Origin of the sequence: Priestia taiwanensis (assembly GCF_014638355.1) — a bacterium.
In the GTDB taxonomy this organism is placed as follows: Bacteria; Bacillota; Bacilli; order Bacillales; family Bacillaceae_G; genus Priestia_D; species Priestia_D taiwanensis.
This window is the reverse complement of record NZ_BMFK01000001.1, coordinates 1,964,268-1,977,361: the sequence shown is the minus strand read 5'-3', so window position 1 is coordinate 1,977,361 and position 13,094 is coordinate 1,964,268. Positions and strand designations below refer to the sequence as shown.

Genomic DNA, 13,094 nt, shown 5'->3' with positions numbered 1-13,094 from the left:
GGGATGAAAAATGAAAAAGCACTTGTTGTCTTCAGTGGGGGACAAGACAGCACGACTTGCTTATTTTGGGCGCTGAAGAATTTCCGCGAAGTAGAGGTTGTAACGTTTGATTATAATCAACGCCATAAAGAAGAGATTGAATGTGCGAAAGAAATTGCAGCCGAACTGAATGTACCGCACACCATTCTTGATATGAGCTTATTAAATCAATTAGCACCAAATGCATTAACACGTGATGACATTTCGATTGAGGAGAAAGAGGGGGAGTTACCGTCGACATTTGTGGATGGACGTAACTTATTATTCTTAACGTTTGTCGCAATCGTGGCGAAACAAAAAGGAGCCCGCCACATTATTACAGGTGTGTGTGAAACGGACTTTAGCGGCTATCCAGATTGCCGTGATGTGTTTGTGAAATCATTGAACGTGACATTAAACTTATCGATGGATTACAACTTCGTGATCCACACACCGTTAATGTGGTTAGATAAAGCCGAGACGTGGGAACTAGCAGATGAACTAGGTGCATTTGAATTCGTACGAGAAAAAACATTAACGTGCTACAACGGAGTAAAAGGTGATGGGTGTAAAGAGTGCCCAGCATGTCACTTACGAAACAAAGGATTACAAGAATACGTAAGCAAAAAAGAAGGGGCGGTCAACTAATGTATATTCCATTTAGCATCGTAGACAAATTACAAAAAATCAATGAAGATATTCAACCTAATCAATTAAAATACCACAACAAGCGTGTCCTTGTAAGCAAAGAATTCACATTCGACGCTGCGCATCACCTTCATTTTTACGAAGGAAAATGTAAGAACTTACACGGTCATACGTACACAGTAATCTTCGGTATTAGCGGATTTGTGAATGAAATCGGTTTAATGATTGACTTCGGCGATATTAAAGAAATTTGGAAGCAAAAAATCGAAGTACATTTAGATCACCGTTACTTAAACGAAACATTGCCGCCAATGAACACAACAGCGGAAAACATGGTTGTGTGGATTTATGAAAGAATGGAAGAAGAATTACAAGCAAGTGAACAATTCCAAGCACAAGGAGCACGAGTAGAATTCGTTCGCTTATTCGAAACACCAACTAGCTATGCAGAAGTTAGACGGGAGTGGATGATCGGTGAGTAATATTCCCGTTCTGGAAATATTCGGCCCGACGGTCCAAGGAGAAGGAATGGTCATTGGTCAGAAGACGATGTTCATTCGTACAGCTGGCTGTGATTACCGTTGTGCGTGGTGCGATTCTGCATTCACATGGGACGGTTCAGCAAAGCATTTAATTAACCAAATGAGTGCAGAAGCCATTTGGGCAGAACTACACCAACTTGGTGGTGATAAGTTCTCGCATGTTACAATCTCAGGCGGAAATCCTGCTCTGTTGAAAAACATGGGAGAGCTTGTCACGCTTCTAAAAGAAAAAAACATTCGCATTGGCCTTGAGACGCAAGGAAGCAAGTGGCAAGATTGGCTACGTGAAATTGATGACATTACCATTTCACCAAAGCCACCTAGTTCGGGAATGGATACGGACTTTGCTGCTCTAGATAACGTAATCGAGAAGCTAAGAGGATGTAACATAAGTTTAAAAGTTGTCGTCTTCGATGATGCAGATTTCGATTATGCGACAACGATTCATACGCGTTATAAGGATGTTCCGTTCTTCTTACAAGTTGGGAACGAAGACGTGCACACGACAGACGATCACTCATTAATTGCAAGATTACTAGAGCGATATGAATGGCTAATAGAAAAGGCAATCCATTCATCTGAGATGAACGATGCGAAAGTATTACCACAACTTCACACCCTAGTATGGGGAAATAAGAGAGGGGTTTAATTATAATGGCTGGAAGAAAAGACTCAGAATTACAAGACATCACGTTACTAGGAAACCAAGGAACGAAGTATTTATTTGAATACTCACCTGAAATCTTAGAAACATTCGACAACAAGCACCAAGGTCGTGACTATTTTGTAAAGTTCAACTGTCCTGAATTTACATCGTTATGTCCGATGACAGGTCAACCAGACTTCGCAACAATTTACATTAGCTACATTCCTGATGTGAAGATGGTCGAAAGTAAAGCATTAAAGCTATACTTATTTAGCTTCCGTAACCACGGTGATTTCCATGAAGATTGCATGAATATCATCATGAACGACTTAATTAAGTTAATGGATCCACACTACATCGAAGTATGGGGAAAATTCACACCACGCGGTGGCATCTCAATCGATCCGTACACAAACTACGGTCGCCCAGGTACAAAGTACGAGCAAATGGCTGAGTACCGTATAATGAACCACGATTTATACCCAGAGAAGATTGATAATCGATAAGAGAAATCCTCCTATGTGCGGCATAGGAGGATTTTTATTTGTTCTATGAAGGGTTCGATACGTGTATAACACGTAATAGTTGCTCATATTGGGTATCATTCAGCTTGTAATAACCAGTTGCATCACTAGAGATGAGTGTTTGTCCTTTTTCGAAATCATCCCAAATTGATAGTTTTTCTTCTTTTGTATTTTCATACGTAAGTCTCATTTCGAGATTTGGTTCACCTGCAAGTTTGAAATCAATATTCTTGGAGAGAGATTTGCTTTGGTTGAGGATGTTTGTAATATCGGAGAGTTTTTCTTTTTCGGTAATATGTATCGTTTCTTTTAGATGTTTGGTTTTTATATCTTTAATAGTAAAAAACGATGCATTAGGCAAGTTCCGATTGGGGCTATGAAAAAATAATAGGTAGCCTAATCCTCCAATTGTAATGACCCATACAGCAATCATTATTTTTTTCATAAGATAGATTCTCCTTGTTCTACAAAGAAAGCTCCCATGCCACGCATAGGAGCTTTCTCATATTCTTATATCTGTTCTTGTAAAATACGATAATTTTTATGATTTACAACTGTTAAAGGTTCTAAATCTAGCTGACGGAAATTCTCCGTAATTGTAATGTCGACAATGACAGAGTTTTGGTTGACCTTTTGGACAACACCTTTTAAGCCTTGCTTAAATTCGATAATGTTACCAGGTTGAGCAATATTCATACGTAGTCTGTCTGTAAAGGTATTTACAGACAGATACACCACCTTTCTCCTCTGTATTTTGTAATGCTGTATCAACAGGTTATTCAACTATACATGTTCTCATTTCATTAGCGATTAGGTACTCACGTTCGTTATACAAAGCAGAAAAACAAAGAGGTAAGCGCTAACAAAAAGAGTTGCGTAAATAACAGTGCCAATAAGTTGACATCTGGTGATTTATGTAAGTGTTATTATCTAGTTTGCAATATATATATCACGAAGTAAAGGGTTTCATGAATATTTTCTGAAAAAATTTCATGTAAGACAAGCTAAATTATTAAAATTGGGTACTTAATACGCTTGTCGGTTGTGCTGTTCCAAATACAGGCGAAAAGAGTACAACACATGATTCTGTCCGTTGTATTTGTTTCTGTAATGTAGCAGACGAGATATCGACAGTTAGCGTTGCACCGTTATGAAACGTTACGATTGTTGTTTCATGATTGATCCGTTTGAACTCTTTAATATGGCGATAGAATAGCCATGTACAATTCCAATTCGTCGGTGAACATGTAGGAAATGCGAAGACACCTTCATTAGGAATGACTGGTATCGGTGTACGTTGCTTAAATCGTTTCAAATGTGCCACAGCTTTTTTCCGTCCGTCATAGGTAGAACCCCCTTGTAAACATCCTTCTTCCATGAGATTCATTCCTTTTCTAGAACAGTAATAAATGCCGTGCTTGTCATATATTTTAGTTTGATACATTGTATGGTTATTGAAAGTAATAGCCATTGTTGTAGGTGAAACTTCATATTCTTCGTATATTTCCATACCAATGTCCACCTCCTAATTAATGTATTTACATTTTATAGGGTAACATAGTAGAGATGTCTAGCTATATAGATATTATGAACGATTTATGAAAATTTCATTTTCCGAGGAACGAAATAAAGGGCAAGATGGAATGAAAGCAGGTTGTATCTATTGTTTGAGTTACCATGTTTGTCAATCTCCCTCGATATATTTATATTTTGGGAGAATCATGGAGGAGGAAATTTTATTTTGTACGTTTGGAGAAAGATGTTTGTACGGAATTTTAAGAATAAATAGATATTTATTGTCGAAAAATGGTAAAATTGTCTGTAGATGAACGAAAAACATGGTTACAATAGGAGGTCGTCATGTTTCATAGAAGAAAGTATTACATTATCAAAAAGGAGTTTGTTGAAATCTTTAATAATCATTTCAATGAGACGAATTTACCAAACCAGTTGAAGCACGGTGCTCGTCTCGTTGGAAGGTGGATGAGAGACAACGAAGATGATACGGTCGAAATCTTTGCGATATGGGAGTATGACAGTTATGAAGAATACGTGCGAATTGAAAAGAATGTACGAAGTGACGAAGCACATTTGCAACGTATTCAAGAATGGTATGAAAAGCACGGCGGTAGAGCGCATGTGATACGAGAATATATTGTAGCGATGCAAAATGAAGCGATTGTGTCGACTGTGAGAGAGTGAAGAACTCTCTTTTTTTATAGGGGGGAATGAGAGTGAACATACGCGCTTACACAGAAGCAGAAAAAGAAAAAGTACTACATCTCATACCAGCATCGTTCAAAGAACAATCAGCATTCAACATGTACATGAACTGGGGAACATTCGATGAAGGTGTGCCAAACATTTTTGTAGTGGAAGAGAATGGAGAAATAATCGGTGTGATGCGCGTGCGGAAGCAAGCGTTCCATCCGTATGCGGTCTATCTTGGTATAAGTGCGAAAGAAGAGAAATGCATTTCAACGTTTATTCGTTACGTCGAAGAAGTGAAGAAAGATAAGCTACCACTTATTATACGTACGAGTGACGTACATCCTTCGTTTCATGCGTATGAGCAATGTGGATTCCGTGAAATGCGCCGTACGTATGAAGCAACAGTACAAGAAACTCGCATAACAGCGGAGGAAAAAACATATCCTTATGAAATTGTTTCGCTGGAAGATAGCGTGTTAACTCCTAGTCAAACAACACAACTCGTTCGTTTAATGAAGCGTTGTTATACTATTACACACAAGGACAATCCAGTTGGAGAGTTTGATGATACAAGATGGCGAATGTGCCTTGAGGATGAGGACGTTGTAAAAGGTGCAAGTTATGTTGCACTAGACGGAGGAGAAGTTGTGGCATATGTTTTTGCTCATGATGACGGAGAGGGAACAGTATTAGAACTTGGCTGGAGTGGAAGGCATGATGAAATCGATCAACAAATCATTACAGTACTAACGAAGCAGCAAATCGTGTATGCACGTGGTCACGGATATGAAAAAGTAATGTTCCTTGAATTAGATGACACAGATGTATACAGCTATCCATTGCTGAATGAATTTGCCTTTGATGTGCAAGAACCATTTATTACGTGGATGAAAGGGGAACTGAAGTGACGAACTTTCAAGTAGGTATTGTACAAGTACGTGGGAATGCATATGAAAATGGTTTGGCAATGGGATAGTTGAGAAGGATATAGCGAAGCAGATGATGGTAAATGAAAAAATCCCATGTGAAATACATGTAACATACTTTATAATGGAGAGATAGGATATACTCCTATTACTTGTTTAAAGGAGAGTTTGTTCAATGATTATTCACTTTATGCGCTTACGTTAATTCTAGGTACATTTCATTTATATTTGTCCATATTGTTTTACATGACATTTGGATTTATTTGAGTGTACCTTTCTAAGATCACCAAATTCAAATGAGACGAGGAAGAAATAATGAATGAAAAAATGACTAGAATTAACGGAGTTATTATATGTACAGAGAGTTTTGGAAACCCAACAAATCAAGCGATTTTATTAATTAATGGAGCGATGAATTCGATGGTTTATTGGGATGCGGAGTTTTGCCAGCGATTAGCTGATACAGGAAGGTACGTTATTCGATTTGATAACCGAGATGTTGGCCGCTCAATGAATTATGAACCGGGTACTTCTAACTATACGGTAGTAGACATGGCAAATGATGCTGTTGGAGTACTAGATGCTTATAATATTAACAAGGCACACGTTGTTGGAATGTCATTAGGTGGTATGATAGCTCAAGTGACAGCATTTCATAATCCAGAGCGAGTATTAAGTATGACTGCTATTGCATCCAGTCTGTTCGGCTCTGATGATAATAATCGAGGCTTACCAGAAATGGATGAGAGATTGTTTACTTATCATGCTAAAGGAGCTACGTTGGATTGGACAAATGAAGAAGCTGTTATTGACTATTTAGTTGAAGGTGCACGTATGCTTTGTGGTCCAAGTCATCTATTCGATGAGAAAAGAGTTCGTGAGTTAACGACACAAGACTTTAACCGAGCAACTAATTTGCTTAGCATGTTTAACCACGCTCTGCTAAAAGGCGACGATTATTACGAGGATAAGATAAAAGAAATAGCTGTTCCTGCATTAGTGATTCACGGCACACATGATACAATTCTTCCTTATGAGCATGGTATAGCGCTTGCTGATGAACTTCTAAAAGCATCCTTACTAACGCTTGAAGGAACTGGTCATGAAATTCATGCTGATGACTGGGATCACATAATTAATGCAATCTTTACCCATACTTCTGTTTCGAAGCTAGTTTAATGGGCTAATAGGTCTTTATATATCGATAAAAATCCCCCCATCTATCTTTTAATAGATGGGGGGATTTTGTATTAGCAAAACATCGATTTCAATTTAAATGCGAGAATCACTCGGTCTGTACCAGCATTGTCTGTCTTCGATGCGCAGTCAATTAGCTTCTTGTCACAGCTACATACACTTTCTGTTGTGTCGTAGCAACTATCGTGTGCTTGGCAGCAAGTATCTAACGGATTAATTGGTGTTCCAGAACCACAACCTCGACCACACCAATTGTATTTCACGAGTGGGTTCCAAGGTAAGCCGTTGTAGCGGAATGAGCAACATCCATTTAACCAGCAGTCGTCGATGGAACTAGTTGGTGTAGCGTTATCTTGATGAGGCATATATTCTTCGAAGGTCGGAAGATAGACTTGTTGGTCGTCTGTAGAAAGATCCACATCGGTAAGAAGATCACCGTCTAGGAATGTGACAATTTGTTTCTGATCGTTCCCTTTTAAATATTCAGCACGTGCGATGCTTCCGAAATGTTCGTTGTCGCTCGTTAAGATACTTACTTTCACGTTGTTATTATACTTTAAGAAGCTTGTTGTTACATTCACTGGTAGTGCTTGTTCGTTTTGTTCAAATGTATAGCGGTCTTCGTATACTTTCTGCTCAGCTGGTTCTACTATTAATAGTTGGTCTTGTCCGATTTTCACCAATACTTGTTGTAACAATGTACGCTTTTGGTCTGGCATCGCATATACAGGCGTGTTTGTCCCAAATGCCAATGTATGTCCTACAATTTTCATTTTTTCCAACTCCCTTTTCATTTTGTAATCGCGCGATTTACTGTATAAAGAGAGCGGAAAGCGTAATTATCAAAATGAGGAGGAAAAATCTTTTTCTTTGATATTTCTTTGTTTCTTTCTCTTACAATAACTACAGGAGGTGAATAGGATGAGGACGTTAGAAGAAGATTTAGTAAGATGTTGTGAGTTGAGAGTGGGATTACTTCATGTGTCGAAGGAAATTTGCCAATGTGATGAAGAAGAGAAAGACTTTTATAAAGATTTAGCGTGTATGTATGCGAAAAGAATAAAACAATTTGATGCGCACATACAGAAGAAACACGGCATATATATTTCATATAACGAATTATGGTGATATAGCCAAGCGGTAAGGCGCTGGTCTGCAAAACCTTGATCGCCGGTTCGAATCCGGCTATCACCTTTTCCCTCTTCGACCACTATATAGTGGTCGTTTTTATTTTGGTTAAATAATCAAAATTTTTAGTTTGTTCTTATTTACAGAACATATGTTTTGTTTTATGATGGGTGTAAAAGGAGGAGGCAGTATGACGAAGGAACAACTCGATGCATTTTATGAGAAGTATAAGACGAAATTGAACGAGCCTATCATGATTCGTTTTCTACAAGTAGCAGAAAATAGGCAATTAGTGGATAACTACATCTTGTCACCAACTCCGCACAACAAAGAGCAGCTTGACGAGGCGTTCACCGAACATTTTCGGAACGCGAAGATGTATAGCTATATAAGTAAGCTAATCAAGTTCTATACGATTGATTTCGATAAGCGGTTAAATAAGCAAAGGAAACAAGTAATGTATGAAGGGACAGACGAGGGTATTTCGCTTGATAAGCTGCATACAAATATAGAAGATAGCACGTTTAGAGAAGTAAGTGAGTTGTCCTATTTTTTAGAGGAGCATATTGAAAATGAAGATGTTTACAGGGCGCTTAAGCAGTTGAATGAGTTGCAGATGAACATTCTCAATTTAATCTATGTCCATCAACTTTCGAATAAAGAAGTTGCGAAGCTACTCGGAGAATCCGAACAAAAAATTTCGTATAATCATAAAAGTGCGTTGCAGAAAGTGAAAAAAATGATAGAAAGAAGGGATAAGAATGTATGAAATAGAAGTAGTGTTACAAGCAGTTACACCAATTATTAAGAAGAACATCTATTACACGTCTCCGCAAGAACGAGAAGACTTAGAGCAAGAATTGAAAATGAAAATTTTCGAGAAGCAGGCTATATGGCAACAGACAGACACGCCGACATTTTTACAATTCATAGAAAGGGACTAGGGGATATGGATACACTCAAAAAAATAAATAGGTACATTTTTGTTTTACTTGTCGTATTGGCGATTGGAATGATTGGATTTTCAGTATACTCGTTACTTATTCCAAGTGATGCCCCAGATGCAGGGCAATCGAAGTTAGGTTTTTTGTGGAGCATGTGGCATACAATCTTTTTTCTTGTATTGCTGTTGTCTTCCTTTTTGGTATATAAATTTTGGGACAAATTATTCCCAGCTAATACGCCACTTGCGATTTTGTTGCTTGGATTTTCCTTTTTCTTTTCGTTTGTGACGTTTATGTTTGGCTGGATTTCCTTGCTTGGATTGTATGGAATGATATTCGCATTGATTGTTTCAATCGTACTAGCCATTGTCAATTACGTGTATATGTTCAACAAAGGTGCAGGAGAACTGCATATATGGCTGACAATTAGTAAAATTATTCTTGTTAGTATCACGCTCATCGTATTTATTAACGCATTACTAACACGAAACTTTAGTGGGATGGCTGTTTCATTGTCATGTGTAGGATTATTGATGATTGTCCTTGGAGTAGAGGAATTTCAAAAAAAGAGCAAAGTATTTTTTGTGCTTAGTATAGTGGCGGCATTCTTCCTCTTTCTTATTGCGATTCAAATGTAAGGTGAAGGAATATGGAGTCTGAAAAAGGAGTAGATGAACATGGAAATGTTGAAAAAAGTAAACAAGTACGTGTTAATTACTTTGATTGTCCTTGCGATTATTACGTTGAAATTCGCTATTTATTCCATTAGTGCCAAGGAAGGGTTAGCTGGATTTGTGTTCCTTTGGAGTATGTTTCACACGATATTTCTTTTTCTGTTCGTTATTTTCTCTGTTTTACTGTACAAATTTTGGTCGTATTTATTCCCGGTTAATATTCCGTTAGCGATTGTATTACTTGGATTTCTTTACTTCTTTCTGTTTATTACGTTTATGGGTGGCTGGGTTGTGTTACTTGGAGCGAGAGGGTTGCTTATCGCGTCGATTAGTGCGGTTTGTGTCATGATTGGTAACTATGTATATCTATTAATTGATCGGTACCGTGGAGCAAAAGAATAGGTGAGAGCATATCGTATTGTACGTTATGCATCCCTAATAGTATGTTTTGTTGTGTGCATTCTTTTTTGGGGAGAGCGATTATTTTCTGTTGGACCTATCCTACTTGCTAGCGGTTGGTTATATAGTAATTTAGAGTTTCGTCATATGTATGAACCGAAGATATTTTTCTTCATGCAAATGTTGTTGGTACTAATCATGCTTACTTGGATACTAGTATTCTCGTTTTTGCACACGTAGTAAATGGAAACCGCTGAATGTTGCTTGATAAATATCTGGTTTTTCGGTAGATTTCCAAAATGTATAGTCAAAAGAGGAATCGAAATAATGTAAGATAGTTGTCATAATGTTACCATGCGTCCCAATGGCAACGTGCTGGTATGCTTGATTTTCAAGAATATGAAAAATGATAGGAAGGGATCGGTATTGTGCTTCGCGAAGAGCCTCACCGCCCTCTAAACAAAAATCTACATCTCCAAATGACTGCATGTGTGCATGTTCTCGCTTCTCTTCAGGTAATCGGTAGTCTCCTTTCAAAGCACGTTCGCGTAAATTTTCTTCTATTACAATAGTTGCTGGGTCTATTAGTCCGTCTAATGTTTGGATTGCTCGTATATAAGGGCTGGAAAAAACAGCGTCAAACGGGATATTCTTTAGCGATTCTACAACTCTTTTAGCACTTTGTACCCCTTCTTCTGAAAGAGGGCGTTCTCGTTCTTGACCGAAAATGAACGGAGAATCTGCATGGCGGATGAAATAAATATTCGTTTCCATTTTAATCACTCCTAGTATGAATAGGTAATCCAATTATAGGTCAAAAATAGTGAATATTGCATGTGTTTAGATTGTATGTATAGCTAAAAAGGGGCTGATTATATGTATCAAGAGAGAGTGTGGCAACGCGGAATCGATTTGTTGCTTTTTACCGTGTTTGTCGTATCTTTTTATCTTGGAGAGTATTATTTTTTAATCGGACTTATTCTGATAGCTGTTGGCATCCCATTTCGCATATTCGTATGGCAAAGGGCATATGGTAGGATAGACTTTTTTATCTTATTAACGTTAGGGGTACTGGCGATTGGTATTTGCGTGTTTCAGCTATTTGTGTATTTCATGTAAGTAGGCATACTCTGATACGGAGTATGCCTGTTTTCTTTTAGTATGTTCGAAGTACATGCAGTAAATAATCTTTTCGATTCAACGGATTGTAGTCTACTCGTTTTCGGGTTGGGAAAGGAGCTGTTAACTCCTTATATCCATACGGTTTTGCGAGAAAGACGCCTTCGCCTTCCGTAAAAGAGTATAAGCCACGTTTGAATTCTTCTGTTTTTGCCATTGGTAATGTTCCTGTTAAATGGAACGAACCATGTTGCATCATTGGCTCTGTAAATGTTGCTTGCATTGCTGACAGTCGATATATCGCTGTACTAATTGCACGTGTAGGAGCAGTTAATTCGAATTCATTTATTGGTTCGAATACGGTTGTACCTGCTTGCTTTAAGGCTTCCATTAAGACAAGCGGTGTTAAATTTCTGAAGTCACCTGCTGTTGAAACAGAACTACCATAGCCACTATGTGTTAAGGTAACAATGATATCTGTTACTTCCCAACCATACAACCCTTGTTTTAATGTTTGATGTACTGTTTCTTCAATTGCTTTATGGAATGACAAAGGCAAAGAGCCTAGTTCGACATCTAATTGATATGTGATGCCAGATTTGGATGGGCCTCGTTTTACACTCAAGCCAATGGTTGCGTAAAATGGATTCGTCCGTTCACCCATTTGTTCAACCACATGCCCGCTCCGGAGTGGCTTTTCGATACAGACGATTCTCGTAGCAGAGAATCGTATCTCTAGCCCGTATTTATCTCTTAGTGTCGCTTCTACCACTTCTTTTTGTACGTCACCAAATAGTCGAATGTATAATTCTTGATGAATATCGTCTTTCCATATGTGAATGAGCGGATCTTCTTCCGCTAGCTCTGTTAGCGCCTCAAATAAGGCGTGTTCATTTCCTTGTTGTGTTGCTTGAATCATTGCCTCCATTTGTGGCTTTACAAAGGAAATATCTTTTATATAATGCGAGACTTCACCGACAACGTCTCCAATCTTAATATCGTGAAGCCCCCATACTTTGCAAAATTCCCCCGCATGAACAGACGGTACTTGTATCGTCGTTCCTTGTTGAAAGATATGCAGTTTTTTTACCTTTTCTCGATGAGATAGTGCATTGTCACGACATATGTCGATATCTTTTCGAACGTATAAAAACCCAGAGAATAAGCGGATGTATGCAACCTTTTCTCCAGAAGGTTCTCGTTCAATCTTGAAAACAACTCCAGACAATATGTTAGTGGTTCGAGGCGTTGGTGGAATCATCATTGAAATACGTTCGAGTAATTCAGATATACCGATCCCCGTCATTGCTGAACCGAGAAAAACTGGATAAACATTTCCTTGTTGAACGTGATGAATGAATTCTTTTTGTAATGTTGCTTCTGATATACAATCACCATTCACATATGATTCAAGTAATGACTCGTTGTGCGGTGCTAACACTTCGATGTATGCTTCATGCATGTTAGATTGATAAATTGCAGCGTACTTTGTTCCTTCGTCTATTGCTTGATAAAAAGGGAGAATGTTCTCTGAAAGAGTTTCCCTTATTTGTTTAATGACATTTTGCGTATGTGCACCACCGCGATCAATTTTGTTTATAAAAATCATCGTTGGAATTCGCAGTTTCTGTAATGTCCGCATCAATACTTTCGTCTGTGCTTGCACACCTTCAACTGCTGAGATAACTAAGATAGCGCCGTCTAACACACGGAAAGACCGTTCCACTTCTGCGATGAAGTCTGCGTGTCCTGGTGTGTCGATGAGGTTCACCTTTGTATCATTAATCAAAAAAGATACGACGGATGCTTTAATTGTGATACCTCGTTGCCTTTCTAACTCCATCGAGTCTGTTTGGGTATTCCCTTTATCTACTTGTCCAATCTGGTCAATAACATTTGTTTCAAATAAAATACGCTCAGTCAAACTCGTCTTTCCGGCGTCCACGTGCGCCACAATCCCTATATTTATTGTTTTCATGTATGATAATCCTCATTTCGCTTCTCATTTTTCTCTCCTCATTTCGTTTATTCATTTTTTGCATTGAAATCACTCCAGTCTTTTATAATATCTTTATTATACGATAATTCTGATAATTTTCAACGTATAGAAAGATAAAA

General features: G+C 38.1%; 19 protein-coding genes and 1 tRNA gene. 14 read left to right on the top strand and 6 right to left on the bottom strand.

Annotation, left to right across the window (positions count from 1 at the left end):
- Positions 1-3: 3 nt before the first annotated feature.
- The 4 genes from queC to queF are packed head-to-tail and all read left to right on the top strand — an operon-like array spanning position 4 to position 2,360.
- On the top strand, positions 4-666 hold the full coding sequence (queC, locus tag IEV41_RS10285; RefSeq protein WP_188388293.1) for a 7-cyano-7-deazaguanine synthase QueC: 663 nt from the start codon (positions 4-6) through the stop codon (positions 664-666).
- Entirely contained in the window at positions 666-1,148 is a 483-nt protein-coding gene (gene queD / locus IEV41_RS10280; protein ID WP_188388292.1) for a 6-carboxytetrahydropterin synthase QueD, read from the top strand. Before queC ends, queD begins: the two co-directional genes overlap by 1 nt.
- A complete protein-coding gene (queE, locus tag IEV41_RS10275) occupies positions 1,141-1,857 on the top strand; it encodes a 7-carboxy-7-deazaguanine synthase QueE (RefSeq protein ID WP_188388291.1) in 717 nt (238 codons plus the stop codon). The genes queD and queE overlap by 8 nt, the downstream gene beginning before the upstream one ends.
- Positions 1,858-1,862: 5 nt before the next feature.
- A complete protein-coding gene (queF, locus tag IEV41_RS10270) occupies positions 1,863-2,360 on the top strand; it encodes a preQ(1) synthase (protein ID WP_188388290.1) in 498 nt (165 codons plus the stop codon).
- Positions 2,361-2,403: 43 nt separating this feature from the next.
- On the opposite strand, the gene IEV41_RS10265 is transcribed toward queF, so the two are convergent.
- The 3 genes from IEV41_RS10265 to IEV41_RS10255 all read right to left on the bottom strand — a co-directional run bounded on the left by IEV41_RS10265 (position 2,404) and on the right by IEV41_RS10255 (position 3,888).
- Positions 2,404-2,823 (bottom strand): YhfM domain-containing protein, encoded by a 420-nt coding sequence (locus IEV41_RS10265; protein WP_188388289.1) that lies wholly within the window; start codon positions 2,821-2,823, stop codon positions 2,404-2,406.
- Positions 2,824-2,888: 65 nt separating this feature from the next.
- On the bottom strand, positions 2,889-3,074 hold the full coding sequence (locus tag IEV41_RS10260) for a YkvS family protein (RefSeq protein ID WP_188388752.1): 186 nt from the start codon (positions 3,072-3,074) through the stop codon (positions 2,889-2,891).
- A 316-nt stretch (positions 3,075-3,390) separates the two neighbouring features.
- A complete protein-coding gene (locus tag IEV41_RS10255; RefSeq protein WP_188388288.1) occupies positions 3,391-3,888 on the bottom strand; it encodes a competence protein ComK in 498 nt (165 codons plus the stop codon).
- 350 nt (positions 3,889-4,238) lie between these two features.
- On the opposite strand from IEV41_RS10255, the gene IEV41_RS10250 reads away from it, so the two are divergent.
- From IEV41_RS10250 to mle, 3 genes are all read left to right on the top strand, one after another.
- On the top strand, positions 4,239-4,580 hold the full coding sequence (locus IEV41_RS10250; RefSeq protein ID WP_188388287.1) for an NIPSNAP family protein: 342 nt from the start codon (positions 4,239-4,241) through the stop codon (positions 4,578-4,580).
- Positions 4,581-4,612: 32 nt separating this feature from the next.
- Complete coding sequence (locus IEV41_RS10245) at positions 4,613-5,497, top strand: GNAT family N-acetyltransferase (RefSeq protein WP_188388286.1); 885 nt, start codon at positions 4,613-4,615, stop codon at positions 5,495-5,497.
- 333 nt (positions 5,498-5,830) lie between these two features.
- Entirely contained in the window at positions 5,831-6,694 is an 864-nt protein-coding gene (gene mle / locus IEV41_RS10240) for an alpha/beta fold macrolide esterase (protein WP_188388285.1), read from the top strand.
- A 71-nt stretch (positions 6,695-6,765) separates the two neighbouring features.
- Here mle and IEV41_RS10235 read toward each other — a convergent pair whose 3' ends face one another.
- Positions 6,766-7,485: a phospholipase A2 family protein gene (locus tag IEV41_RS10235; protein WP_188388284.1), complete on the bottom strand. Its 720-nt coding sequence runs from the start codon at positions 7,483-7,485 to the stop codon at positions 6,766-6,768.
- A 148-nt stretch (positions 7,486-7,633) separates the two neighbouring features.
- On the opposite strand from IEV41_RS10235, the gene IEV41_RS10230 reads away from it, so the two are divergent.
- The 6 genes from IEV41_RS10230 (at position 7,634) to IEV41_RS10205 (ending at position 9,860) form a co-directional block, all read left to right on the top strand.
- A complete protein-coding gene (locus IEV41_RS10230; protein WP_188388283.1) occupies positions 7,634-7,840 on the top strand; it encodes a hypothetical protein in 207 nt (68 codons plus the stop codon).
- Positions 7,836-7,906, top strand: a tRNA-Cys gene (locus IEV41_RS10225). The genes IEV41_RS10230 and IEV41_RS10225 overlap by 5 nt, the downstream gene beginning before the upstream one ends.
- Before the next feature lie 124 nt (positions 7,907-8,030).
- Positions 8,031-8,609: a sigma-70 family RNA polymerase sigma factor gene (locus tag IEV41_RS10220; protein ID WP_188388282.1), complete on the top strand. Its 579-nt coding sequence runs from the start codon at positions 8,031-8,033 to the stop codon at positions 8,607-8,609.
- On the top strand, positions 8,602-8,784 hold the full coding sequence (locus IEV41_RS10215) for a hypothetical protein (protein ID WP_188388281.1): 183 nt from the start codon (positions 8,602-8,604) through the stop codon (positions 8,782-8,784). The genes IEV41_RS10220 and IEV41_RS10215 overlap by 8 nt, the downstream gene beginning before the upstream one ends.
- A gap of 5 nt (positions 8,785-8,789) precedes the next feature.
- Positions 8,790-9,422, top strand: a complete 633-nt coding sequence (locus IEV41_RS10210; RefSeq protein ID WP_188388280.1) for a DUF3953 domain-containing protein — start codon at positions 8,790-8,792, stop codon at positions 9,420-9,422.
- A gap of 39 nt (positions 9,423-9,461) precedes the next feature.
- Complete coding sequence (locus tag IEV41_RS10205) at positions 9,462-9,860, top strand: hypothetical protein (protein WP_188388279.1); 399 nt, start codon at positions 9,462-9,464, stop codon at positions 9,858-9,860.
- Positions 9,861-10,070: 210 nt separating this feature from the next.
- On the opposite strand, the gene IEV41_RS10200 is transcribed toward IEV41_RS10205, so the two are convergent.
- Positions 10,071-10,631: a histidine phosphatase family protein gene (locus tag IEV41_RS10200; RefSeq protein ID WP_188388278.1), complete on the bottom strand. Its 561-nt coding sequence runs from the start codon at positions 10,629-10,631 to the stop codon at positions 10,071-10,073.
- 102 nt (positions 10,632-10,733) lie between these two features.
- Between IEV41_RS10200 and IEV41_RS10195 the strand changes: the two genes are divergently transcribed.
- The gene (locus IEV41_RS10195; RefSeq protein WP_188388277.1) at positions 10,734-10,976 is read left to right on the top strand and encodes a hypothetical protein; all 243 of its coding nucleotides are present in this window, start codon (positions 10,734-10,736) and stop codon (positions 10,974-10,976) included.
- A 37-nt stretch (positions 10,977-11,013) separates the two neighbouring features.
- Here the strand turns inward: IEV41_RS10195 and tet are convergent, their stop codons facing one another.
- On the bottom strand, positions 11,014-12,954 hold the full coding sequence (gene tet / locus IEV41_RS10190) for a tetracycline resistance ribosomal protection protein (RefSeq protein WP_188388276.1): 1,941 nt from the start codon (positions 12,952-12,954) through the stop codon (positions 11,014-11,016).
- Between the last annotated feature and the right edge of the window lie 140 nt (positions 12,955-13,094).